The organism is Nitrospirillum amazonense, assembly GCF_007828045.1.
Classification (GTDB): Bacteria; Pseudomonadota; Alphaproteobacteria; order Azospirillales; family Azospirillaceae; genus Nitrospirillum; species Nitrospirillum amazonense_C.
This window is the reverse complement of sequence record NZ_VITN01000018.1, coordinates 124,201-149,281: the sequence shown is the minus strand read 5'-3', so window position 1 is coordinate 149,281 and position 25,081 is coordinate 124,201. Positions and strand designations below refer to the sequence as shown.

The 25,081-nt window shown below is 67.0% G+C and carries 15 protein-coding genes; 5 read left to right on the top strand and 10 right to left on the bottom strand.

The window, feature by feature from the left end:
• Window positions 1-10,473 (bottom strand): beta strand repeat-containing protein (locus tag FBZ89_RS23230; protein WP_145752579.1); only part of this gene is annotated, 10,473 nt, incomplete at its 3' end.
• A gap of 805 nt (window positions 10,474-11,278) precedes the next feature.
• Window positions 11,279-12,196 (bottom strand): polyphosphate kinase 2, encoded by a 918-nt coding sequence (ppk2, locus tag FBZ89_RS23225; protein ID WP_145752578.1) that lies wholly within the window; start codon window positions 12,194-12,196, stop codon window positions 11,279-11,281.
• A gap of 287 nt (window positions 12,197-12,483) precedes the next feature.
• Here ppk2 and FBZ89_RS23220 point away from each other — a divergent pair, with 287 nt between their 5' ends.
• Window positions 12,484-14,841, top strand: coding sequence for an Orn/Lys/Arg family decarboxylase (locus tag FBZ89_RS23220; protein ID WP_145752576.1), 2,358 nt, complete (start codon window positions 12,484-12,486; stop codon window positions 14,839-14,841).
• 19 nt (window positions 14,842-14,860) lie between these two features.
• On the top strand, window positions 14,861-15,487 hold the full coding sequence (locus FBZ89_RS23215) for a GNAT family N-acetyltransferase (protein ID WP_211115325.1): 627 nt from the start codon (window positions 14,861-14,863) through the stop codon (window positions 15,485-15,487).
• Between the two features lie 61 nt (window positions 15,488-15,548).
• Here FBZ89_RS23215 and FBZ89_RS23210 read toward each other — a convergent pair whose 3' ends face one another.
• From FBZ89_RS23210 to FBZ89_RS23190, 5 genes are all read right to left on the bottom strand, one after another.
• A complete protein-coding gene (locus FBZ89_RS23210; protein WP_145752574.1) occupies window positions 15,549-16,397 on the bottom strand; it encodes an SDR family oxidoreductase in 849 nt (282 codons plus the stop codon).
• 156 nt (window positions 16,398-16,553) lie between these two features.
• The gene (locus tag FBZ89_RS23205) at window positions 16,554-16,874 is read right to left on the bottom strand and encodes a con-10 family general stress protein (RefSeq protein ID WP_145752572.1); all 321 of its coding nucleotides are present in this window, start codon (window positions 16,872-16,874) and stop codon (window positions 16,554-16,556) included.
• A gap of 350 nt (window positions 16,875-17,224) precedes the next feature.
• The gene (locus tag FBZ89_RS23200; RefSeq protein ID WP_145752570.1) at window positions 17,225-17,452 is read right to left on the bottom strand and encodes a con-10 family general stress protein; all 228 of its coding nucleotides are present in this window, start codon (window positions 17,450-17,452) and stop codon (window positions 17,225-17,227) included.
• Window positions 17,453-17,625: 173 nt separating this feature from the next.
• Entirely contained in the window at window positions 17,626-18,252 is a 627-nt protein-coding gene (locus FBZ89_RS23195; RefSeq protein ID WP_145752569.1) for a UdgX family uracil-DNA binding protein, read from the bottom strand.
• 18 nt (window positions 18,253-18,270) lie between these two features.
• On the bottom strand, window positions 18,271-18,681 hold the full coding sequence (locus FBZ89_RS23190; RefSeq protein ID WP_040845805.1) for a CBS domain-containing protein: 411 nt from the start codon (window positions 18,679-18,681) through the stop codon (window positions 18,271-18,273).
• Between the two features lie 218 nt (window positions 18,682-18,899).
• On the opposite strand from FBZ89_RS23190, the gene FBZ89_RS23185 reads away from it, so the two are divergent.
• Window positions 18,900-19,787, top strand: coding sequence for a nickel/cobalt efflux transporter (locus FBZ89_RS23185; protein ID WP_145752567.1), 888 nt, complete (start codon window positions 18,900-18,902; stop codon window positions 19,785-19,787).
• Here FBZ89_RS23185 and FBZ89_RS23180 read toward each other — a convergent pair.
• A complete protein-coding gene (locus tag FBZ89_RS23180; protein WP_145752565.1) occupies window positions 19,776-20,636 on the bottom strand; it encodes a LysR family transcriptional regulator in 861 nt (286 codons plus the stop codon). The genes FBZ89_RS23185 and FBZ89_RS23180 overlap by 12 nt on opposite strands.
• Before the next feature lie 101 nt (window positions 20,637-20,737).
• On the opposite strand from FBZ89_RS23180, the gene FBZ89_RS23175 reads away from it, so the two are divergent.
• The gene (locus FBZ89_RS23175) at window positions 20,738-21,799 is read left to right on the top strand and encodes a zinc-dependent alcohol dehydrogenase family protein (RefSeq protein ID WP_246172488.1); all 1,062 of its coding nucleotides are present in this window, start codon (window positions 20,738-20,740) and stop codon (window positions 21,797-21,799) included.
• 33 nt (window positions 21,800-21,832) lie between these two features.
• Here FBZ89_RS23175 and FBZ89_RS23170 read toward each other — a convergent pair whose 3' ends face one another.
• Window positions 21,833-23,491: a rhodanese-like domain-containing protein gene (locus FBZ89_RS23170; RefSeq protein WP_145752564.1), complete on the bottom strand. Its 1,659-nt coding sequence runs from the start codon at window positions 23,489-23,491 to the stop codon at window positions 21,833-21,835.
• Window positions 23,491-24,114: a cysteine dioxygenase family protein gene (locus FBZ89_RS23165; RefSeq protein ID WP_145752562.1), complete on the bottom strand. Its 624-nt coding sequence runs from the start codon at window positions 24,112-24,114 to the stop codon at window positions 23,491-23,493. Before FBZ89_RS23165 ends, FBZ89_RS23170 begins: the two co-directional genes overlap by 1 nt.
• 400 nt (window positions 24,115-24,514) lie before the next feature.
• On the opposite strand from FBZ89_RS23165, the gene FBZ89_RS23160 reads away from it, so the two are divergent.
• Window positions 24,515-25,042, top strand: coding sequence for a hypothetical protein (locus FBZ89_RS23160; RefSeq protein WP_145752560.1), 528 nt, complete (start codon window positions 24,515-24,517; stop codon window positions 25,040-25,042).
• Window positions 25,043-25,081 lie beyond the last annotated feature (39 nt).

The following is a 25,081-nucleotide window of genomic DNA, read 5'->3' as shown; positions in this document are numbered from 1 at the left end:
GTCCACGGCCGCCCCGGTGGTGCCGGTGACGATACCATAGCTGACCAGCGTGCCGATGCTGCCGCTGTTGGCAACACCCACCGCACCCACCATGATGCCCAGTGTGCCCAACGTGCCGTTGAGGATGGAGCCGATGGAGCCCAGGTTGTTCAGGGCGGCGTTGGCGCCCTGCAGCGTGCCGCTGTTGGTCAGGCTGCCCAGGCTGCCCGTCGCCGCCACGTAGACGGCGTTGTTGGCGTTGATGGTGCCCGTGTTGCTGAGGGTGCCGATGCTGCCGCCGACATAGTCGTTGATGCCGGCCAGGTAGAGGTTGTTGCCGCCGACGCTGCCCGTGACCTCCATCCCCGTCACGTCGCTGGTGTAGCTGAGGCCGGTATAGCTGGAGCCGGTGCCACCGGCCACCAGGGCCACGGTGTCGCCCACGCCCGCCAGCATGTTGATGGTGCCCGGCACGCCCGTGGCGGCGATGGTGCCGCCGGTCAGGACCGCCGCACCGCTGACGGCCAGTTGGGCGCTGCCGTAGTTGATCAACAGCGCGCCGGCGGACTGGCTGTAGTTGCCGGTGACGTTGACCAGGCTGGTCAGTTCAGCTATGGCGCCGCTGTTGACCAGCGTATGGCTGCCGACATCGACCTGGTCGTTCAGGACCAGGTTGCCGGCCGCCAGCACCACGTCGGCCAGCGTGCTGGTGATGTTGCCCAGGCCCGACTGGCCGGTGAAGGTGCCGAACAAGGTGCTTGCGACAGCACCCTGGAGGGTCAGGGCGTTGGCCGAGGCGTTGATGATATCGCCCTGGATGACGCCGCTGTTCACCAGGGTGCCCAGGATGCTGCCGTCATAGACCGCCGCGGGGCCGCTGATCAGGCCGCTGTTCACCAGCGTGCCGACGGACCCGCCGAAGGCCACGGCCACGTCGGCGCCGCTGATGGTGCCGCTGTTGATGACCGTGCCGTAGTTGCCCTGGCCCTGGACCCCGGTGCTGCCCGCCGCGATCACGCCGGTGTTGACCAGGGTGCCGACGCTGCCCTGGTTGATGAAGGCGTAGCGCCCATTCAGCAGGCCGCTATTGGTCAGGCTGCCGACCGAGCCGGTGCTGGTGACGTAGATGCCGGTGTTGGCGCTGATGGTGCCGGGGTTGTTGAGGAAGGCGAGGGTGCCGCCGACATAGTCGTTGTTGAAGGCCATCAGCAGATCGACGTTGCTGCCAACGGTGACGATGGATGTGCCGAAGCTGAGGCCCGTCACCCCCGTGACGGTGAGGGTCGCGCCGGTGTAGCTGGAACCCGCGGCGCCCTGCACTAGGGTGTAGTTGGCGCCCGCCAGATAGTTGCCGGTGCTGGACAGGCTGGTGCTGACCTTGCCGCCGCTGATGCTGGCGATGCCGCTGACCACAAGTTCACTGACGCCGGGGCTGACCACCAGCGCTCCGGCCGACTGGGTGTAGTTGCCGGTGATGCTGACGGTGCTGGCCAGCGCCAGGTTGGCGCCGGTGTTCAGCACCGTGTTGGCGCCCACGTTGATGGCGTCGCCCAGCGCCAGGGCGCCGCTGCTGAACACCACGTTGTGCAGCGTGCTGGTGATGCTGCCGCCGGTCAGGGTGCCCACAGTGCCGGATGTGCCGCCGCCGATGGACAGGTCGCCCGCGCCGTTGTTGATGATGTCGCCGTTGATGACGCCGCTGTTGATCAGCGTGCCGATCGTGGCGCTGCCCGCCAGCGACAGGGCACCGGTGCTGTTGTTGGTGCCCAGCAGCGTTCCGCTGTTGATGAAGGTGTTGATGCCGGAATTGGCGAAGACGCCGGCGCTGCCGCCCAGCACGCCGCTGTTGATCACGGTGCCGATGACGGCGCCGTGCTGGTAGAGGCCGAGGTTGCCGTTCAGGCGGCCGCTGTTGATCAGCGTGCCGATGCTGCCGCCATTGCTGATACCGGTGTTGCCGGTGATGGTGCCGGCGTTGTTCAGCGTGGCGATGGTGCCGATGTTTTCCAGGCCAGAGCTGGCGGCGATGATGGTGCCGCTGTTGCCCAGGGTGCCGATCAGCCCGACGTTCAGCACACCGGCACCGGTGACGGTGGCGGCGATGGTGCCGCCGGCGGCGTTCAGCAGCGTGCCGATGGTGCCGGTGTTGTAGAGGGCGTCGCTGAAGTGCGCGCCGGCGACACGGATGACGCCGCTGTTGGACAGCGTGCCGATGCTGCCGGCGTTGCGCACGCCCGCCGCCGTGGTGCTGGCGCCCACGCCGGCCAGGGTGCCGCTGTTGTTCAGGGTGCCCAGGGTGCCGGTGGAGGTGACGTAGGCCGCGTACAGCACGCCGCCGATGCTGCCCGTGTTGCCCAGGCTGGCCAGGCTGCCGCCGATGTAGTCGTTCTGCCCCACGACCACCAGGTTGGTACCGCTGGTGGTGCCGCCCACGGCCAGGCCGAAGATGGTGCCGGCGGAAACGCTGACGCCGGTGTAGTTCGACCCGACGCCACCCGTCACCAGCGTGCCACCCACCTGGCCCGCGATGTAGTTGACGGAACTGGACAGCGTGGTGACGACCGTACCGCCGGTGATGCTGGCGGCATTGCTGACCACCAGGCGGTTACCGCCCACATCCAGGGTGCCTGCCGACTGGCTGTAGGCGCCCGTCACGGTGAGGAGGGTGCCCAGCCGGACCGAGGCGCCGCTGTTGACCAGGGTATTGCCGCCGACGTTGACCTGGTCGTTCAGCAGCAGGTTGCCGCTGGCCAGGACCACGTTGGCGCCGGTGCTGGCGATCGTGCCGATGCTGCCGGAGAAACCGGTCAGCGTGCCCACCGTGCCGCCGTTGCCGCCCAGGATGGTGAAGGCGTTGGTGCTGGCGTTGGTGATGTTGCCCTGCAGGGCACCGGTGTTGACCAGCGTACCCAGGCTGCCGCCAGCGCTGATGGCCAGCGCATTGATGGTGCCCGCCAGCGTGCCGCTGTTGCTGAGCGTGCCGACGCTGCCCGTGGCGGCGATATAGGCCGCCGTCTGGACGCCGCCGATGGAGCTGGTGTTGGCCAGTGTCGCCAAGCCGCCGCCAACATAGTCGTTCCTGATGGCCAACAGCAGGTCGTTGCCGCTGATGCTGCTGCTGCCGGTGGCGAGGCCCGTGACGCTGTTGGCCGTGACGACGGCGCCGGCGTAGGAGGAGGCGCCGCTGCTGCTGACCAAGGTGGCGGCGCCGGCAAGGTAGGTGCCGGCGCTGGTGAAGTTGGCCTTGACCGTGCCGCCCGTGATGCTGGCGACCCCGTTGACCATCAACTGGCTGGTGCCGGGGGTCACCGCCAGGGTACCGCTGGTCTGGCTGTAGGTGCCGGTGACGGTCGTCAGGGTGGCCAACGACAGACTGGCGCCGGTGTTGGCCACCGTGTTGGCGCCGACATTGATGTTGTCGTTCAGCAGCAGGTCGCCGGAGGAGAACACCAGGTTGCCGGCGGTGTTGGTGATGGTGCCCCGGCCCGTGAAGCCGGTCAGGGTGCCGATGGTGCCGTTGGTGCCGCCGCCGATGGTCAGGCCGACGGTCCCGGTATTGACGATGTTGCCCTGGATCACGCCGCTGTTGACCAGCGTGCCCACACGGCCGTTCACGCCGATGGCCAGCGCCTGCGTGCCCTTGAGCGTGCCGCTGTTCAGCAGCGCCGTCAGGGTCGAGTTGGCCACGATGGCCTTGTGCGCCGCGGTGATGGTGCCGCTGTTGCTGATGGTCCCGATGGCGGCGCTCATGTACACGCCGCTGGCGTTGGCCGCGATGGTGCCGTTGTTCACCAGCGTCTGGATCGTGCCCGCCGCCTGGAACAGGCCGTAGTTGTTGCCGATCAGGCCGTCGTTCAGCAGCGTGACGATGGTGCCGTCGTTGCGCAGCCCCTGCTGCGCGCTGGCGCTGTTGGACCGGATGGTGCCGCCGGCCGCGTTGTCCAGCAGCTGGATGGTGCCCATGTTCTGCAGGCCGCCGTCATGGCCGGTCAGCAGGCCATAGTTGACGACGGTGTTCAGGATGCTCAGGTTGATCAGGCCATAGCCCACCGTGCCCGCCAGGCCGGCGAAGGTGCCGCCCACCGTGTTGATCAGCGTGGCGATGGTGCCCCGGTTCAGCAGGCCATAGCCGCCGTTGGTGCCGTCGCCGCTGACGACGCCGCTGTTGGTCAGGGTGCCGATGGTGCCGGCGATGGAGGCGCCGTAGCCCGTGACGGCGCCGACGCCCGCCAGCGTGCCGCTGTTGCTGACCGTGCCGATGCTGCCCGTGCCGCGCACGAACAGGGCCGTCTGTATGCCGGCCCCGCCGATGCTGAGGCTGTTGTCCAGCGTGGGCAGCAGGGTCCCGACATAGTCGTTGGCCCCCGTCACCACCAGGTTGGTGCCCACGCCACCCGCGGCGGCGACCAGGCCGGCGATGGTGTTGGCCTGCAGGCTGACACCGCTGTAGCTGGACCCGACGCCGCCGGCCACCAGCGTGGTGCCGCCCTGGCCCACCAGGTAGTTGGCCGTCGCGGACAGGGTCGCAGCCACGGCGCCGCCGGTCATGACGGCGGCACCGCTGACCACCAATTCGCCGCTCGTCCCCAGCACCAGCGTTCCGGTGGACTGGCTGTAGTTGCCGGTGACGCTGACGATGGAGGCCAACTGGACGCTGGCGCCGCCATTGACCAGCGTGCCGGCCCCGACATTGACCGCGTCGGCCAGAACCATGGCGCCCGAGGCCAGGGTCACGTTGGCCAAGGTGCTGGTGATGGTGCCACCGGCGTAGGTGCCGGCGACCGTGCCGCCCGACAGGACAAGCCCGTTGGTCGATAGGTTGACCAGGTTGCCGCTGACGATGCCGGTGTTGACCACCTGGCCCAGGGTACCGCCCGACGCCACCTCCACCGCGATGGAACCGGCGATGGTGCCGCTGTTGACCAGGGTGCCCAGGCTGCCGGTACCGGCCACGTAGACGGCACCCGTGTTGGCGCCGCTATAGCTCAGCAAGCCGCTGTTGACGATGGAACCTTGTGAGCCGCCAACATAGTCGTTGCCGACAACGGCCAGCAGGTTGTTGCCCGACACACTGCCGGTCAGGCCCAAGCCGGTGATGCCGCCGCCCGCCACCACCGTGGTGTTGTAGGACGAGCCGGCGCCGCCCTGCACCAGGGTGACGTTGCTGCCACCCGCCAGGTAGTTGCCGGCGGCATTGAAGCCGCTGGAGGTGACCGTGCCCGCGGTGACGGTGGCCGCACCGGTCACCGACAGCAGCGCGCCGCTGCCCAGCACCAGCGTGCCGGTGGCGCCCTGCGTATAGGCGCCGGTGACGATGACGGTGTTGGATAGGCGCAGGGAGGCGCCGCTGTTGGCCACGGTGCGGCCGGTGGCAGTGATGTCGTCGTTCAGCAACAGGTTGCCGCCGCTGAACACCAGGTCGGCGCCCGTGCTGGTGATCCGCCCCTTGTCGGCGCTGCCCACGCCGCCGCTGCTGCCCGTCAGCACGCCCACCACCGTGCCCGCACCGCCGCCGATGGTCAGGGCGGTGGAGGCGCCGTTCTTGATGGAGCCGGCGATGGTGCCGCTGTTGGTGAAGGTGCCGATGGTGCCGCCGCTGCCCAGGCGCAGCGCGGTCTGACCCTGGATGGTCCCACTATTGGTCAGGGTGCCGATGGTGCCGAAATTGTCGATGGCCGAACTGCCGCCCAGAATGGTTCCGGTATTGACCAGGCTGACGATGGTGGTGTTGGCGAGGAGGGCGACGCCCTGGGAGTTCACGCCCTGGATGAGGCCGTCATTGATCAGGCTGACGATGGTGCTGCGGGTGCCCCCCATCAACAGACCGGTGTTGGCGCCCCGGATGACACCGCTGTTGCTCAGCGTGCCGATCGTGCCCTCGTTGAACAGGGCGGAGCGGGAGGTGGACGTGATGGTGCCGGCGTTGGCGAATTGGGCGATGCTGCCGCTGGCATAGTTGTCCACGCCGAGGGCCCGGCCGCTGATGACCCCGCCCACGGTGTTGGACAGCGTGCCGACCACCCCGGCGTTGAACACGCCCGCCTGGCGGGAGCTGTTGAAGTCGGTGATGCTGCCGGTAGCGGCGATGGTACTGGCGTTGGCCAGCACGCTGATCGTGCCGCCCGACAGGTTGGCGATGCCCGCCACCACGTTGAAGCCGGTGACGGTGTTGTTGGCGGTGACGGTGACCAAGCCGCTGTTGGACAGGGTGCCGATGGTGCCGCCGTTGGCCACGCCGGCGATGACGTTGCCGGTGCCGCTGACGATGGCGCCGCTGACAACGATGGTGCCGCCCGTGGCGTTGCTCAGGGTGCCCAGGGTGCCATAGTTCAGCACGCCGTCCGCGATCCGGGCGGCCGTCCCCACGATGCGGCCGCTGTTGGTCAGGGTGTTGATCGTGCCGTAGTTGGCGATGCCCACCGCGGTGCTCGACCCGCTGGTGACGGAGCCGGCGACCAGCCCGGCGTTCAGAATGGTGCCAAGCAGGTTGCTGTTGGCGATGCCGTAGGCGCCGGCGATGGTGCCGTCCGCCCGGTTGTTCACCAGGGTGATGGTGTTGCTGTTGTAGATGCCCGAGTTGGGCAGGCTGTCCAGGATCTGGCCACTGTTGTCGATGGTGCCGATGACACCGCTGTAGTTGGCGACACCGACGCGGCCGGCGATGATGCCGCTGTTGACCAGCGTGCCGATGGAAGCACCCAGCGTGCCCGCCGACCCCATGAAGATGCCGTTGCCGAAGTTGGCCTCGCCGTTCAGCACGCCGGTGTTGGTCAGGATGCCGATGGTGGCCGTGCCCGCCACGTACAGGGCGGCGCTGGCCTGGCTGTTGGTGCCCAGCACGATGGTGCCGGCCTGGGTGAAGGCGGCGGCAGAGGTGCCGAAGTAGTCGTTCTCGACCACGGCCTGCAGGTTATTGCCCACCTGGGTGCCGATGACGCCCAGCCCGCCCACGTTCGACTGGACCACCGGCACGGTCTGGCTGCTGACCAGGCTGTAGCTGGAGGCCGCACCCGCCTGCACCAGGATCGTGGTTTCGCCCGCCACATGGTTGGTCAAGCTGTCGAAGCTGCCGACCTTGACGTAGCCGTCGCTGATGGTGGCGCCGCCGCTGACCACCAAGGGGGCGCCCACGCCCAGGACCAGGGTGCCGTTGGCATTGTTTTGCAGATAGTTGCCCGTGACCGTCACGCCCGGCGCCACGCTCAGCGTCGCGCCGGTGTTGTACAACAGGCCGCTGCCGACGTTGACCTGATCCGCCAGGTACACGTTGCCGCCCGAGAGGACCACGTTGCTGTTGGTGTTGGTGATGGTGCCCAGCGTGCCGCCGGCGCCCGTGAACGTGCCGCCGGTGGCACCACTGCCACCCCGGATGTTCAGATCGGCCGAACCGGTGTTGTTGATGTTGCCCTGGACGGTGCCGCTGTTGGACAGGGTGCCCAGCGTACCCGCGCCGCTGATGTAGATCAGGGTCTGGACGCCGGCCTGGGCCGCCAGGACCGTGCCGCTGCCGATGGCTATGGCGGCCAGGCTGTCGCCGACGTAATCGTTGAGGATGGAGCCCCACAGGCTGGTGCCCTGGGTGTAGCCGCCCAGGGTCAGGCCGGTGATGCCGCTGTCGTAGGTGATGCTGGTGTAGCTGGACCCGGCGCCGCCGGAAATGATGGGCGTGCCACCGGCGGGGCCCTGCAGATAATGGTAGCCGGCGGGCGCCCCGACCACGGAATAGGTGGCGCCGCTGACCACGGCAGCACCGCTGACGATCAGCTGGCCGCCGCCGACGGCGGAGCGTTCCAGCAGGGTGCCGCCGGTCTGGCTGTAGTTGCCGGTGACGTTGATGATGCTGTCGAGGCGCAGGTTGCCGCCGGCGTTGACCAGGGTGTTGGCGCCGAGGCTGACGGCGTCGTTCAGCAGGACGTTGCCGGTCAGCGTGACGTTGCTGAGCGTGTTGCGCAACACGCCGATGGAACCACCGGTGCCGGTGACGGTGCCATAGCTGGCGCCGCTGGCACCCTGGAGAATCAGATCCCGGGCGCTGTTGTTGACGATGCTGCCGGCGATGACGCCTGTGTTGGACAGGGCGCCCAGCGTGCCGGTCGCGGCGATGTACAGCGCGGTGGTCGAGGACAGCGTGCCGCTGTTGGTGATGGTGCCGTAGCTGCCGGCGATGTAGTCGTTCCTGACCGCCCCCACCAGGTCGTTGCCGCTGGCGACGGTGCCCAGGTTGATGCCGGGCGAGGTGCCGCGGATGGCGGCGGTGTAGGTGGAGGCCGCGCCGGCCGAGATCAGGGTGACGGTACCGCCGGTGGCGGTGTCACCCACGACGTAGTTCTGGGTGGCGTCGATGCTGGCGAGGACGGTGCCGCCGGTGATGCTGGCCCCGCCGCTGACCACCAGGCGGCTGTTGTTCAGCACCAGGGTGCCGGCCGTCTGGGCATAGTTGCCGGTGACGCTGATAGTGCCGGCGGGCGCGATGGTCAGGCTGGCGCCCAGGTTGGACAGCGTGTTGACGCCGACGTTGACGGTGTCGTTCAGCAGCAGGTTGCCCGACGTCAGCACGACGTTGGACAGCGTGTTGGTGATGGTGCCGGTCGCGCCGCCGTAGCCCGCCAGGGTGCCGATGGTGGTCAGCGTGCCGCCCTTGATGCTGAGGTCGATGGCGCTGAGGTTGATGATGTCGCCGCGGATGACGCCGCTGTTGCTGAGGGTGCCCAGACTGCCGGTGCTGGCGATGTAGAGCGCGGTCGGAACCAAGGTACCGCTGATGGTGCCGGCGCCGTTCAAGGTGCCGCCCTGCGCCACGGCCAGGGTGCCCATGGCGCCGCCGATGTAGTCGCTGAGCGGATTGGCGTAGATCAGCGTGGTGCCGCCGGAGGTGATGTTGCTGAAATTCGCCCCGGCGGGTTTCTGAACGGGGGCGAAGACGGCGGACTGGTTGACGATGGCGGAGGAGAACAGGATGTTGCCGGCGGTGCCGACGATGAAGTTGCCGGTGCTGCTGAAGGATGGGACGATGGTGCCGCGGGCCAGCGTCATGCGGCCCGTCACCGTCAGGCCGCTGGTGGTCAGCGTGCTGTTGGCCAGGGTCTGGTAGTAGTTGCCGGTCAGGATCTTGCCGGCGGCGATGGTCAGGTCGCCACCGACGTTGCTCAAGGTGTTGGCACCGACCCAGAGCCGGTCGTCGAGGAACAACGAACCGCCGGCGATGGAAATGCCGGCGGTGCCCATCAGGGTGGTGGCCAGCGTGCCGCCGGGGCCGAAGGTACCGATGGTGCCGGCGGTGCCGCCCACCAGGACCAGCGGGTTACTGATGGTAACGTTGCCCTGGATGGTACCGCTGTTGATGATGGTGCGGATGCCGCCGATGGTGCCGCCGGTGCTGTAGATGCCGCCGACAATCAGGCCGGCGTTGTTCAGCGTGCCGAGATAGCCGTTGTGGGTGACCGACGGATTGCCGGTGGTGGCAGCGACGTTGATGGCGCCGGCGGTGGTGCTGCCGGCGACGATGGTGGAGGAACCCCGGATGGTGCCGGTGCTGGTGTTGACCAGACTGACGATGGAGCCGCCGGCGCCAATGGCCACGCCGGCGGTTCCGGTGATGGTGCCGCTGTTGGTCAGGGTGGCGATGGTGCCGTCCTGCCCGACGTGGCTGTGGAAGGTGGCGGTGGGGCCGTAGCCACCGTAGTTGCGGACCTCCACGCCCGGGCCGGAATCATTGAGGATGGTGCCGGAGTTGTTGACCGAGCCCACGACACCGAACACGTTCAGCGCGCCGGTACCGCCGGCGTTGCCGCGCAGGATGCCGGTGTTGATCAGGGTGCCGATGGTGCTGATGGTGACGATGACGTCGACGTCTACGGCACCGCCCACCGAGCTGTAGATGTAACCGTTGTTGGTCAGCGTGCCGATGCTGCCGCCCGTCAGGTTAATGGCGCTGTTGCCATTGGCCAGGATGGTGCCGTCGTTGGTGAAGCCGCCGATCTTCACGCCGTTCTGGATCTTGAGCGCACCGCCGAAGCCGTCCGACAGGATGGTGCCGGTGGCCGCGTTGTTGATGGTGCCGACGGTGGTATAGGCGCTGATGCCGTAGCTGATGGTGCCGGCGGTGGTGGTGAAGGTGGGCGTGCCGGTGAGGATGATGGCCGCGTAGCCGCCGGCCGTGGCCGTGCCGCCGATGATGTTGTTATTGAACAGGCCGGTCAGCGTCTTGCCGCCAATGATGCTAAAGCCGGCGTTCAGGGTGCTGCTTGAGCCCGTTGCCCCACCGATCAGCCGGCCGTTGTTGATGACGGTGCCCAGCGTGCCGGTCCAGATGAAGGTGGTGCAATTGGCCGCCGAGCCGACGGTGGAGTTGCTTTGGAAGCTGCCGCAGGCGGCGGCCCATGCCGACTTCGGCGCGGCCAAGCCCGCGCCGATGGCCAGCGCCGATGCGCCCAGCAGAACGGCCTGCTGTGACTTCCTCGTGCCCCGACCGCGCGTAACCGTCTGCTTCGCCATGCCGCCCCACTCCCAACCACTGGTTTGCACCGTTGACGGGTTGAGAGACAAAAAAGGCGGCTTTGGGGTATCGCCGGGGAAGATCGCCCGACACCCAAATCCGTTTCTTGCCACCCCAACCCTTCTTCCGCGTCCGAAACCCGGCGCCCCGTGCACCGAAGTTCCCAACCTGTCCGAAGGGGACAAGCACGCCACCACCTTTTGGGATAGATGGGTAGGCCATGTCAATTGCATCTTCAGAGGATTCAACTATCGGGGAAGGCGAAAGGTCCAGTTGGTTAATGTTCCTTAAACATTTCCCTGTGTCTGATTTCATCACATTTAGTAACAACTCGTAAATTTATGGCTATCTTTCCACCACTCGGCGCTAACCCTTGCGTACATATTGGCTACATTTGGGTATTAAACGCGCCGACGCGCGCCCGGTTACGCGGCGCGTTTACCTGTTTTTAACCCTTAATGCTGAAAGGCCGAACCTCGTCAGCCGCCCTGCTCGGCTGGGCAAGCTATCCCAATGAATCAGGCCGCCCCGCTCGCGGAACCTGACCGGAACCACGGATTATAACCTTTAGTTTATATTTTGGCGGTCGCGGTCAGGCCGACTGCGGCGAATCCGGTGCTTTGGAGCAGGCTCGCCCCCTGCTGCTGCGACGCCGGGCCGGCGGTCTGGTGATCACCGGATTGAAGCAGGCCGCCCGCCCCGATACGATTTGGGCGGACGATGCGCGGAACCACGACGGCCCGCAACGGCCCCGACCGGCACGCGGCCGGCCAGGGCTTTGTTTTCACGGCTACCGGTGCCCGCTCAGTAGCGCTCGGGCACGTACAGGTCGGCCGGCAGGGTGTGGCGCTCGTAATTCGGGTTGAACACCCGCTCCGGCAGCGCCACGGCCTCATGCGGCACCTCCTCATACGGCACGACCGAGAGCAGGTGCGAGATGAGGTTCAGGCGCGCGCGCTTCTTGTCGTTGCCTTCCACGATGTGCCACGGCGCCTCGGGGATGCTGGTGCGGGCGAACATGTCCTCCTTGGCCATGGTGTACTGTTCCCAGCGCACGCGGGACTGCAGGTCCATGGGCGACAGCTTCCATTGCTTGATGGGGTCGTGGATGCGCATGAGGAAGCGCAGCTGCTGTTCCTCATCGGTGATGGAGAACCAATACTTCACCAGGATGATGCCGGAGCGCACCAGCATGCGCTCGAACTCCGGCACGTCGCGGAAGAAGTCCTCCACCTCGGTATCGGTGGCGAAGCCCATGACGCGTTCGACGCCGGCGCGGTTGTACCAGCTGCGGTCGAACAGCACGATCTCGCCGGCGGCGGGCAGGTGCGGGACATAGCGCTGGAAGTACCACTGGGTCTTCTCGCGGTCGGACGGGGCCGGCAGCGCCACGACCCGGCAACTGCGCGGGTTGACGCGCTGGGTGATGCGCTTGATGGCGCCGCCCTTGCCAGCGCTGTCGCGGCCCTCGAACAGGATCACCATCTTGAGGCCCTTGAAGCGCACCCAGTCCTGCAGCTTCACCAGCTCGCTCTGCAGGCGCAGCAGCTCGCGGAAATAGGTGTGGCGGTCTAGGGTGCTCTTCTGGCGCCTTTCCATCAGGGCGCGCAGCTCGGGCGGGATGCGCACATCGTCAACAGCCTGCTCAAGCTCTTCGTCCAGATCGTCTTCGAGCTCGATGTCCAACCAGCTGCGGGTCTCGGTCTTGTCGTGTTCGGTCATGGTTCATCCTCCTGGTTCCCCAACGGTTACCTGGAAGCGTTTGCAGTTTGGTGACAAAGCCCAAGATGGCCGAGCTGATGGACGCGGCAAACACCCTCTTGCGACACTGGGCGGTTTTGATCCCGGTCGCCATGCGGTAGCGTTTGTATTAAGCGAAACGCTGTGGCTTAAGATAATACTGCGGCGCGGTCCAAAGGTATGGGGCGAAACCGTCACGTAATTGTCATTAAATGATTCGGCAGAATGCCCTGAACAGCAGCGCGTTTTGAGCAAAGGATGGCTTGGCAATGGATTTCTTTAAGCGTTTCACTGTTCTTCTTTGCGCCCCCGGCTTCGACGCCGATGACCTGGAAGGCATGCGGCTTCAGAAAATCATCGCGGCCATCGAGGACGACGGCATTGAGGTGGTCAAGGCGCGGCGGGTCGAGGATGCGGAGATCGCCGTCCAGACCGACGCCGCCATCGGCTGCATGGTGGTCGACTGGGGCAAGCGCGGGCTGGAGGGCAAGACGGCGGCCCTGATCAACCTGATGCGCCGCCGCGGCCTGGACATGCCCATCGTCATCCTGGTGCGCCGCAAGCGCCTCGAGGACATCCCGGTGGAGGTGCTGGACTTCATCGACGGCTACATCTTCCTGTCGGAGGAAACGCCCGAGTTTATCGCCCGCAACCTGATCAGCCGCCTCAAGAAATATGCCGACACCCTGAAGACGCCCTTCTTCGGCGCCCTGGTGGATTATGCCGAGGAAGGCAACCAGCTATGGACCTGCCCGGGGCACAATGGCGGCATCTTCTACAGCCGCAGCCCCATCGGGCAGATTTTCGTGGAACATCTGGGCGAGGCGGTGTTCCGTGACGACCTGGACAATTCGGTCATCGAGCTGGGCGACCTGCTGACGCACGAGGGCCCGGCCCTGAGGGCCCAGAAGGAGGCGGCCGCCATCTTCGGGGCGGAGAAGACCTACTTCGTGCTGAACGGCACCTCCTCCTCCAACAAGGTGGTGCTGGGCGCCCTGGTGGCGGAGGGTGACCTGGTCCTGTTCGACCGCAACAACCACAAGGCCGCCCACCACGGCGCCCTGCTGATCAGCGGCGGCATTCCCATCTATCTGGAAACCGACCGCAACTGCTACGGCATGATCGGGCCCATCCAGAGCCAGGCGCTGGATGAGGCGGCCATCCGGGAGAAGATCCGGCTGAACCCCCACGTGACCGATCCCGAGGCGTGGCAGAAGCCCCGCCCCTTCCGCGTCGCGGTCATCGAGCAATGCACCTACGACGGCACCATCTACAGCGCGGAGATGATCCTGAACCGGATCGGCCATCTCTGCGAATACATCCTGTTCGACGAGGCCTGGGCCGGCTTCATGAAATTCCACCCGCTCTATGCCGGCCGCTTCGCCATGGGCCTGAAGGATCTGGGTGAGGATGCGCCGGGCATCATCGCCACCCAGTCGACGCACAAGCAGCTGGCCAGCTTCTCCCAGGCGTCGCAGATCCATGTCCGCGACCGGCACATCAAGGGCCAGAAGCGCCGGGTGGAGCATCGCCGCTTCAACGAAAGCTTCCTGCAGCACGCCTCCACCTCCCCCTTCTATCCCCTGTTCGCCTCGCTGGACGTGGGCGCGCAAATGATGAAGGGGCGGTCCGGCACCATCCTGTGGGATGACACGGTCCGCCTGGGCATCGAGTTGCGCAAGAAACTGCGCGCGCTGCGGCGCGAGTATGAACAGAAGGAAACCGACCCGGCGCGCCGCTGGTTTTTCGAGCCCTTCATTCCCGATGTCGTCTCGCCCCCGGGCTCCGGCCCTGAGGATACGGCTCACGAGGTGGCCTGGGAAAGCCTGAGCACCGACGAACTGGCCACCAATGCGCGGTACTGGTCCTTCTCACCCGGTGAGACCTGGCACGGCTTCAGCCATGTGACCGAGGGGTTGGCCATGACCGACCCCAACAAGCTGATCATCCTGACGCCGGGGTTCGACCGGCGGACGGGCACCTATGCCGACCACGGCATACCGGCCCCGGTGGTGGCCCAGTACCTGCGCGAGAACCGCGTGGTGCCGGAGAAGAACGACCTCAACTCCCTGCTGTTCCTGCTGACGCCCGGCGTGGAGTCCAGCAAGGCCGGCACGCTGCTGAGCGCGCTGGCGGCGTTCAAGCGTCTGCATGACGACAACGCCCTGCTGGACGACGTCATGCCCCGCTTCGTCGCCCGCTGGCCGCAGCGGTACCGGGGCGTGCGCCTGCGCGACCTGTGCGCCCAGATGCACGCCTTCTATCGCGAGATCAACGTCAGCGCGCTGCAACAGAAGCAGTTCGCGCCCGAGCACCTGCCGGAAATGGTGGTGCCGCCCCATGAGGCGGCGCGCAGCCTGGTGCGCAACAAGGTCGATTACCTGCCCCTGAGCGAGATCGACGGCCGCATCGCGACCACCCTGTTCCTGGTCTATCCGCCGGGCATCGCCACCATCGTTCCGGGCGAGCGCCTGGGCGCGCGGGCCAAGCCCATGCTGGATTATCTCAAGATGTTCGAGCAGAGCGCCAACCTGTTCCCCGGTTTCGAGAACGAGGTGCAGGGCCTCTATCGCAAGGTCGAGCCCGATGGATCGATGCGTTTCTATACCTATGTGATGCAGGAGTAAGCGTGCCGGAATGTCCGCCATGACCGACTCTTCCATGCCTGTTCCCAGCATGAACCAGGATCCTGGCACCAGCCAGGACCTGGCCTCGCCCATGCCGGGGACGCTGCCGTCGCCCATCGTGCTGCGCCACTCGAATGACGAGGATGTGCCGGCCATGCTCGACATCTACCGGCATCACATCGGGCATGGCGTCGGCAACCTTGGCACCTTTGTGCCGACCCCGTTCGACATCGAGGATCTGAAGGCGCGGCGCAAGAACATGCGCAAGCACAAGCTGCCCCACCTGGTCGCAACCATCGACGGTGTCGTGGTCGGCTACGCCTACGCCGTGCTGTTTCGCAAGCGCCCCGCCTACCGGTTCACGGTCAAGCATTCGATCTACATTCATCCCGACCGCCTGCATCGCGGCATCGGCCGGGCGCTGCTGCCCGCCCTGATCGAGGAATGCGCCGCCGCCGGCTTCCGCCAGATGATCGGTTATGTCGATGCCTCCAACGCCGCCTCCCTGCGATTGCATGAGGCCTGTGGCTTCCGTCAGGTCGGCTATCTGGCGGCGGTGGCCTTCCGCTTCGGCAAATGGACCGACACCGTGATGCTGCAGCGGGCCCTCGGGCCGGACGGTGGGCAGGGTGAGGGCAGTCCATAAGTTGTGGTGGCCGGCACGGCCGACCTGTGCCTAATTCCCCGCCACCCATCTCCCTGCCGCCTCAGGAATTCACGACCGTGCCGCCGTTGGGGTGCATGACCTGCCCCGTCATGTAGGAGGCCTCGTCGCTGGCCAGGAAGACGTGGCAGGACGCGACCTCGTTCGGCTGGCCCGGACGGCCCATGGGCGTGTTCTTGCCATGCTCCGCCACCTTGTCCGCGCCGAAGGAGGCCGGGATCAGGGGCGTCCAGATGGGCCCCGGCGCCACGGCGTTGACGCGGATGCCCGCCTCGACCAGCAACTGCGACAGGGATCGGGTGAAGGCCAGCACGGCGCCACGGGTGGCCGAATAGTCCAGCAGGTGCGGGCTGCCTTTATAGGCGGTGACGGAGGTGGTATTGACGATGGCGCCGCCGCGCTGCATGTGCTGCAGCGCCATCTTGGACATGAAGAAGTAGCCGAAGACATTGGTGCGGAAGGTGCGCTCCAACTGCTCCGCCGTCAGGTCGCCCAGGCCATCGGTGGTGTGCTGCTCGGCGGCGTTGTTGACCAGGACGTCCAGCTTGCCGAACGTGGCCACCACCTTGTCCACGGCCTCCCTGCAGAAGGATTCCGACCCCACGTCGCCGGCGATGGCCAAGCCGCGCCGGCCCTCGGCCTCGATCAGCGTCACAGTGTCGGCCGCGTCCTCATGCTCATCCAGGTAGACGATGGCGACATCGGCCCCCTCGCGGGCCATGAGAACGGCCACGGCGCGGCCAATGCCGCTGTCACCGCCGGTGATCAGCGCCACCTTGTCCGCCAGGCGGCCCGCGCCGGGAAAGCGCGGGGCATAGTCCGGCGCCGGCGTCATCTCGCGCTCACGGCCCGGCTGGTGGTCTTGCTGCTGCGGGGGGATGGCATCGTCCATGGGAATGCTCCAATTATGCGGCCAAGCGGCTGCGCAAGATGAACCGCGCGGAAGGGCGCGGGGTTCCGGATGGGCTGGGTTCCGGATGGAATGTCGGCCACGCCGGCGGCAGGCGCGCCGGCGTGGCCGATTTCCGTACGGCCCTACCTGACGCCGTCAGCGATGGGCGTGGCTGGTGCCGCCCTTGCGCCCCGCCTCCGCCGCGCGCGCCCGGTCGTTGGCGAAATTGCCGCCGGACGCCTGGCCGCCCTTGCGGCCCGCTTCGGCCGCCAGGTCCCGGTTTTGGGAAAAGCTGCGCTTCTGGTCGGGAACGTTCCGTCCCCCCTTGCGGCCGGCGGCCGCGGCCAACCCGGAGTCCTGGGAAAAACTGCGCTTTTCATTCGGCACGCTGGAGCCACCCTTGCTGGCGATATCCCGCTGCTTGCCCTCATCCATGGAAGCGAAGCCGCGGCCGCGGGTGTTGCTGTCCTTGGTCATGACATCCTCTCTTATGTCAGCGATGCGCCGCGCCCGGCCCTGCCTATTGCCCGAACGCTTCTTCTTCACGGCGCCCGCATATAAGAGGGTACGTTCTTCCGGGTTCCAGCTTTTATTTAAAATTTATAGTTTTTCAAAGTATAGCTAAGCCGAAGCTTCGCTTATAGTTGTATAATATATTTCCTTCACTACAGGAACACGCCATACGCGCCTGAAACACCTCTCCCATAAGGCTGGGGGCCAGACCCGCAGGCCCAGCCCCCTTCCTCATGAACACCCCGAAAATTATCCCGGGGAAAATTGTCCAGGGCCACGGCGGCGCCACCGCCGCCCGGGCCATGGTACGCGCCTTAGTGCTGGCCGCCCTTGCGGCCGGCCTCCGAGGCGCGTTCCCGATCATGGGCGAAATTGCCGCCGGAGGCTTGGCCACCCTTGCGGCCGGCCTCGGCGGCCAGTTCATGATCCTGGGAGAAGCTCCGCTTCTCATCCGGAACACTGGAGCCGCCCTTGGCGGTGATCTCGCGCTGCTTGTCGTCGTCCATGGACGCGAAGCCGCGGTTCGACGTGTTGGAAGCCATAGGATCACTCCATTCTGCTTCGGAAATTAAGCCTTGAAGCCGCTTCAGCGGCCCCAAAGCATCCAACGCGGCTCATGCGCTGGATACCTGTTAAAGACCGCCGCCACTGTTGCAGTTCCAGATTTTTCTCCGTATTTGCTAATTTTCTGAATATAGATAAGCTCGAGCCCCGCTTAAATTCCCATCTTTATTGTCTTTTTACTGTAGTCGGCTCCCGCCATGTCCCGTGCCTGCCGCAGGGCGGCCACCAGGGCGTCATAGGTGCGGGCGCGGGCGGCATCATCCCAGGCCCGCAGCACGGCGGAGGGATGGTATGTCGCAATGCCGGGCCGGCCATCGGCCCAGGCCAGGGGTTTGCCGCCCTCACGGACCAGGGCGACGGTACGGCCCATCAGCGACCGGGCCGCGGTGGCGCCCAAAGCCACGATGACGGCGGGCTGGATCAGCGCCATTTCCCGGTCCAGCCACCAGCGGCAGGCCTCCACCTCCCCCTGGTTGGGGCGTTGATGCATGCGGCGCTTGCCGCGCATCTCATGCTTGAAGTGTTTGACGGCGTTGGTGACGAAAAGATTATCCCGCTCCAGGCCGGCTGCCGCCAGCGCCTCGTCCAATATACGCCCCGCCGGACCGACGAAGGGACGGCCCGCCTTGTCCTCCTGATCGCCGGGCTGTTCGCCCACCAGCACCAGGGGTGCGTGCGCCGGCCCTTCGCCGAACACCACCTGGGTGGCGCCACGGTAAAGGTCGCACCGCCGGCAGTCCGCCGCGCCGGCTGCGAGCCCGGCCAGGTCGCGATCCATGGCGTCAGTCCCGCGGCGTCAGTCCCGCTGGGAGATGCCGCTCAGGGCCCGGCCGGCGGTGGCGCTGGCGCGCACCGCCAGATCGCCCAGCGCGACAATGCCAACCAGGCGCTTTTCCCGGTTCAGGACGGGCAGGCGGCGCATCTGCACGTTCACCATGTTGTGGCACACTTGCTCCACATCCTCGTCCTCATAGCAGTAGCAGACCTGGGGCGTCATGACCTCGCCCACCGTGGCGTCGGGGCCGCGCCCCTCGGCGACACCGCGGATGGCGATGTCGCGGTCGGTGATCATGCCGACCAGACGGTCGCCCTGGCCGACAGGGATGGCGCCGATGTCGCATTCGGACATCAGCCGCGCGGCCTCGCGCAGCTTCTGGTCCGGCGTCGCCAGCTTCACGTTGGTGGACATGATTTCCTGGATCCGCATCGCACACTCCTTCGCCTGGGTTGACGCGCCGCCCGCACCCCTGGACCAGCAACCCCACGGGACATGGGTTTGGGGGCATGGGTTCGGGGAGGGCTCGCTCGCGTCAACACCCAGGCTGGGCGGCGGTTCCCGATGATCAGCAAGGGCCTTGTCATATCCCCTCTGGGGGGATAGGTTGCCACCACCATGACACACACCCATCGCCCCGGCACCCACCCATGACTCCACTTTCCGATTTGCTGCAACAGGGGGCCGGCAACGCCTGGCTGTTCATTCCCAGCGCCATCCTTCTAGGCGCCCTGCATGGGCTGGAGCCGGGGCACTCCAAAACCATGATGGCGGCCTTCATCATCGCCATCCGGGGAACGGTGGGACAGGCCGTGCTGTTGGGCCTGTCGGCCACACTGTCGCATACCCTGGTGGTGTGGGCCGTGGCGCTGGCCGGCCTGCATTTCGGCCGTAACTGGAACGCCGGAACGACGGAGCCATATTTCCAGATCGCGTCGGCCGCCCTGATCATCGCCGTCGCCCTGTGGATGCTGTGGCGCACCCACCAGGCCCAGCGGGAGGAGGAAGCCCATCACCACGATCACGATCCCGATCACGATCATGATCACCATCATGATCATGACCATCACGGCCACCATGACCACGGGCATGGGCATGACCATGGGCACCGGGCGCCGGGCGTGGACCTGGGCGTCACCGGTTATCAGGACGCGCATGAGTTGGCGCATGCCGCCGACATCCAGCGGCGCTTCGCCAACCGCACGGTGACTACGGGCCAAATCGTGCTGTTCGGCCTGACGGGCGGGCTGATCCCCTGCCCCGCCGCCATCACCGTGCTGCTGTTGTGCCTGCAGTTGAAGCAGGTCAGCCTGGGCGTGGCCCTGGTGCTGTGCTTCAGCATCGGCCTGGCCTTGACCATGGTCAGCGTGGGTGCCGTGGCGGCGCTGGGCATGCGCCACGCCTCCCGCCGCTGGGGCCCCGCCTTCGCCACGCTGGCCCGCCGCGCGCCCTATGCGTCCGGCGCGCTGATCATCCTGGTCGGCCTCTATATCGGCTGGCAGGGATGGAGCGCGCTGCCATATGCCTCAATTGGCTAGGCGCTGGACGATCAAATCGAACAGCGCCCGCAGGCGGGGCAGGCGCCGCAGGTCGCGGTGATAGCCGATCCAGGTGTCGCGGCTGGGCGGCGCCTCGCCTAGATCCACCAAGGCGATGCCAGGGGTGCTGTCCCCCAAGGGGCGGGGCAGCACCGCCAGGCCCGCCCCCAAGGCGCACAGGCGGGCTTGGACTTCGCGGTTGTTGCTGCGCGACACCACCGCGGCCTTGGGCAGCAGGCGGGTGGCCCAGCTCACGTCGGGCATGCCGCCGAAGGCCGTGTCCATCAGCACCAGCCGGCAACCGGCGCCGTCGCCCGCCACCGGGTTCCACAGGCCGGGCTTGGCGTAGAGGCCATAGGGGATGGTCACCAGCCTGCGAGCGATGACCTCCGGCTCATCAAACGGCCGGATGCGCAGGGCCAGATCCGCCTCCCGCCGGGGCAGGCTGTAGAGGCGCGGGTCGGTCAGCAGTTCCACCACCACGGCCGGGTGCATGCCGGCGAATTCCGCCAGCACGGGGGAAAGCATCGTCACCCCGAACCAGTCGGAACAGGAGACGCGCAGCAGGCCCTCCAGCCCGCCGACGCTGCCCGCCAGCTGGCGCTGCATGGCCTGCGCCTCCTCCTCCATGCGCAAGGCCGGGCCCAGCATGGCCTGGCCCTCGTCCGTCAGGACGAAGCCGTCGCTGGTGCGCTGGAACAGGGCGGCGCCCACCGCCTCCTCCAGCGCGCGCAGGCGCCGGCCCATGGTCGGCTGCGTCTGGCCCAGCTTGCGGGCGGCGGCGCCCAAGGTACCTTCCCGCGCGATGGCCAGGAAGATGGGCAGGTCACTCCATTCCAGGACGCGCATAAGCTTATCCAAACAAAATCGGCCAAACAAAACTGCATGATATTCGTACAGTTCTTAAGATTTCCATGCATCTTGCTTGGGCGCAAGGTCTGTGGGCGCCGATGAGCGCCCCCCCCGAACCGGAGCAGAACGCCATGATCCCCACCATGCCCCCCACCATGCCCCCCACCATGCCCCCCACCATGAAGGCCGCGATCGTCGAGACGCAGAACGGCCCCTTCCGCATCGCCGATATCGCCCGCCCCCAGCCCGCCGCCGGCCAGGTGCTGGTCCGCATCCAGGCCAGCGGGGTCAATCCGCTGGACACCAAGATCCGCGCCGCCGCCGCCGCCCATGCGCGCCACCCGCTACCGGCCATCCTGGGCCTGGACCTGGCCGGCGTGGTCGAGGCGGTAGGCCCCAGCGTCACCACCTTCCGCCCGGGTGACGAGGTTTACGGCATGACCGGCGGTGTGGGCGGCCTTCAGGGCTCCCTCGCCCAGTACGCCGCGGTTGATGCCGATTTGCTGGCGCTGAAGCCCGCCAACCTGACAATGCGGGAGGCTGCGGCCCTGCCGCTGGTGGCCATCACCGCCTGGGAAGGGCTGGTCGATCGCGCCAAGGTACGCCCGGGGCAGACCCTGCTGGTCCAGGGCGGCGCCGGCGGTGTCGGCCACATGGCGGTGCAGATCGGTCGCGCCCTGGGCGCCAAGGTCTATGCCACGGCCAGCGCCGAGGATGCCGGATATGTGCACGGCCTGGGCGCCACGCCCATCGATTACGCGACCGAAACGGTGGTGGATTACGTGGCGCGGCTGACGGGCGGCAAAGGCTTCGAGCTGGTGTACGACACCAACGGCGGCGCGGTGCTGGACGCGTCCTTCCAGGCGGTGGCCCGCTTCGGCCATGTGGTCAGCGCGCTGGGTTGGGGCAGCCATGCCCTGGCGCCCCTGTCCTTCAAGGGGGCGACCTATTCCGGCGTCTTCACCCTGGCGCCGTTGCTGACCGGGGTGGGCCGCCCCCACCATGGCGAACTGCTGAAGAACATCGCCGCCCTGGTCGAGGCGGGCAAGCTGCTGCCCCGCCTGGATCCACGCGCCTACACGCTGGAAACGGTCGCCGACGCTCACGCGGCCATCACCGACCGCAGCGCCAAGGGCAAGATCGTCGTTTCGATCGCCTGAGACGGGCGGCTGAAGGGCGTCGCGAATTCCCCTTCAGCGCCCATGTCCTTCATCAGCCAAATGCGGCGACAGTGATTCAGGGGTGTCGTGGGCCTCGCGCGACGGCGGGATGACGAAGAAGCCGTGGGTGCCGTCGCGGCGCAATTGCCCGACCAGGCCGTACTCCCAATCCAGATAGGCCTGCATCGCCTCCACCGCGTTATCGGTGCCCTCATAGGGCCGGCGGTAGACATCGTCGGCGGCGGACAGGTAGGCCCCCTCCCCGGTTTCCAGCTGCAGACCGGCGGCCACCCACGCGGCCGTGCCCCCGTCCAGCACCAGCGCCGGCCGGCCCGTCAGGGCCTCGATGTCCGCTGCGGCGAAGCGGGCGGCGACGCCGTCGGGGGAGGTCACGACGATGGTGCCCTCGCGCACCGCCGCCGGCAGGTCCGCCGCCAGCCGGGCGCGGATGATGAATCGGGCGCCGGGAACGCGGCCCCGGCGATAGGCCGGGCTGGGGCCCGCATCCAGCAGGGTGACGCCGCCCTCGACCAGCAGCTGCGCCAGATGGGCGGGCGGTATGGCCTCCACCACCGGCAGCGGCGGCAGGCTGGGCCGCCACGGCCCCGTGGCGGTCAGGGCGGACGTGGGAACGTCGTCCAGCACCAGCACCTCCCACCCCATCTGGGCCAGCCAGGACGCGCTCATGTCCGCGCGCACCGACAGGGTGTCGAACAGCACGATGCGGGCGCCGCGCACGGGGGCGGAATGGTCCGTCTCCTGCACCAGCTGGCCGCCCGGCGCGCCACGAAAGCCCGGCAGGTGGCCGGCCTGGTATTCCTCCGGCGTGCGTACATCCAGGCGATAAAGGGTGCGCCCCGGCTCCTCCAGCGCCGCGAGATCGGCGTAGGGCAGGCGGCGCACACCGGCGCGATAGGCCACGGTACGGGCGGCGGCGCGGGCCGTCTCCTGCGCGGCGTCATCCACGGCGCCGAAGCGGCGCTCCTGCCCATGCTCCAGGGCGAAGCCCGCCAGGGTCCAACCGATGGTGCCGTTGCGCAGGGCGTAGACGGGGTTTGGCACCCCGGCGTTGCGCAGCGACTGGGCGCCGATCAGGCTGCGGGTACGGCCGGCGCAATTGACGATGATGGTGGTGTTGGGGTCCGGCGCCAGGGTGCGGGCGCGCAGCACCAGCTCCGCCCCCGGTACGCTGGTGCCGGTGGGGATGCTCATGGTGCGGTATTCCTCGAACCGCCGGCTGTCCAGCACCACCACGTCCGCCTGCTTATCCAGCAGGCCTTTGACCTGGGGGGCACTGAGCGAGGGCGTGTGCGCCTCCGTCTCCACCAGCTCGCCGAAGGATTTGGACGGCACGTTCACGTCGCGGAAGATCTCGTAGCCGGCGGCGCGCCAGCCTTCCAGGCCACCGGCCAGCAGGCGGACGTTGGTGTAGCCCAGGTCCGCCAGCCTGGCCGCCGCCCGCTCTGCCAAGCCCTCACCCGCGTCGTACAGCACAATGGCGGTGTCGCGCCGGGGCACGCGATCCAACACTTCCAGCTCCAGCCGCGACAGGGGCAGATTGGCGGCGAACAGCGGATGGGCCTGGGCGTAGGGGTCCTCCTCCCGCACGTCCAGCAAAGCCAGTTCGCGCCGGGCAATCAGGGTGAGGCGGACCTCGGCGGGCGTGGCGGCGGCGGCGGGGACGAAGGACATCAGGCGTGCTCCAGGGACGGCGTACGGGTGACGGTGAAGGCGGGCGTGGCGCCGGCATTGCTGTAGCCGGAGATGAAGGGCTTGCGCGGCCCTTCCGCCGGGTAGACCCAGCGCCGCACCTGGCCGATATCGGCGCCATAGACATGGATGCTGACGGAGGTGCGGTCCAGGTGGGCGTTGGTGACGCGGTGGATGTCGCCGGTCTGCGGCGACAACGTCTCCACCTCCCCCGCCTCAAAGCGCTGCCTGGGGCCGATGGCCACCAGTTCATCGCGGGAGCCGACGACGAACCGCTGGGAATATTCGCTTCCCCGCAGGATGCCCACCAGGCCCCAGACGGTATGGTCGTGCACCGGCGTCTCCTGCCCCGGGCCCCACACGAAGCTGACCACGGAATAGCGCCCGTCCGGATCGGCATAGAGCAGGAACTGGCGATAGCGCACCGGATCGGGCTCGGCATAGGCCGCGGGCAGCCAGTCGTCCTGGGCCACCAGTTCGGCCAGCGCGTCCCGCGCCTGGTCCAGCAACGCGCCCTCCGGCAGGCGCTGGTCCACCAGGGAATCCAGCCGCCCGATGAAGGCACGCAGCCGCGCCGGCGCCTCGGGGTTGGTGATCTCGCTCATCTCGTCCCTCCGCCTGGTGGCATCAATGGGTGGGTGGACAGCAACCATAGGAACCGGGCCTGGCCTGGGAAAATCGAGTTTTCCTCAAGCCGGGCTTAAAAGCGGCTCGCCGCCGCTGGCCGATAGGTCCTTTGGTCTCTCGCGACCACAGTGCGCCTGAAACTACCCCGTTGGTATCGGTGATTGACTCTGAGGGCGTACCCTCTGGCGCTCAACTCTCATTAGTTGTGTACGTTTGTTGATATACCACCAGGACAGGATTATCCGTCTTCCGGATTTAGTGATGATTTTCTATTATAAGGGGCAATCTGCGCACGACAGACAACCGTATGTTAATGCGCGAAAAGCGATGCCAGCCCTTGAGCCGCGCATCCCCCAAATGACAAGGGAAGGAAAGATTATGACCATCACCGTGCTGAATGCCGTTTATGGGACCACCAAAAACGGCTTCGACGTCACCGAGACGTGCCAGGGCTTGGTGAATGACGGCAATGACGACATCGCCGTGAACAACGACACCTTCGGTGATCCCGATAAGGGCAACAAGAAGAGCTTCGGCATCCTCTACAAGAGTCCGCAGCTGAATAATGGCGCCCCCATCGCCTTGGGATGCATCGAGGGCACCGTCCTGGATCTGGTTCCGGTTCCGCCCACGGCCCACACGTCACCGCAGAACCCGCTGGCCCCGACCGGCAATGTCACCGTGCGCTCTGCCGTCTACGGCACGGGCAAGAACGGCAACGATGTCACCGCCATCTGCCAAGCGTTGGTCAACCAGGGCAACTATACCATCCCCGTCAACAACGCCGTCCTGGGCCCAGACCCCGACGCGGGCCCGCACAAGAGCTTCAGCATCGAATATACGCTGAATGGCAAGACCTATGCCTTCGCCTGCCAGGAAGGCACCAACCTGGTCCTACCAGTCTGACGGCCGCGGCAAAGACGAAAGGGCAGGCCCTGACCGGCC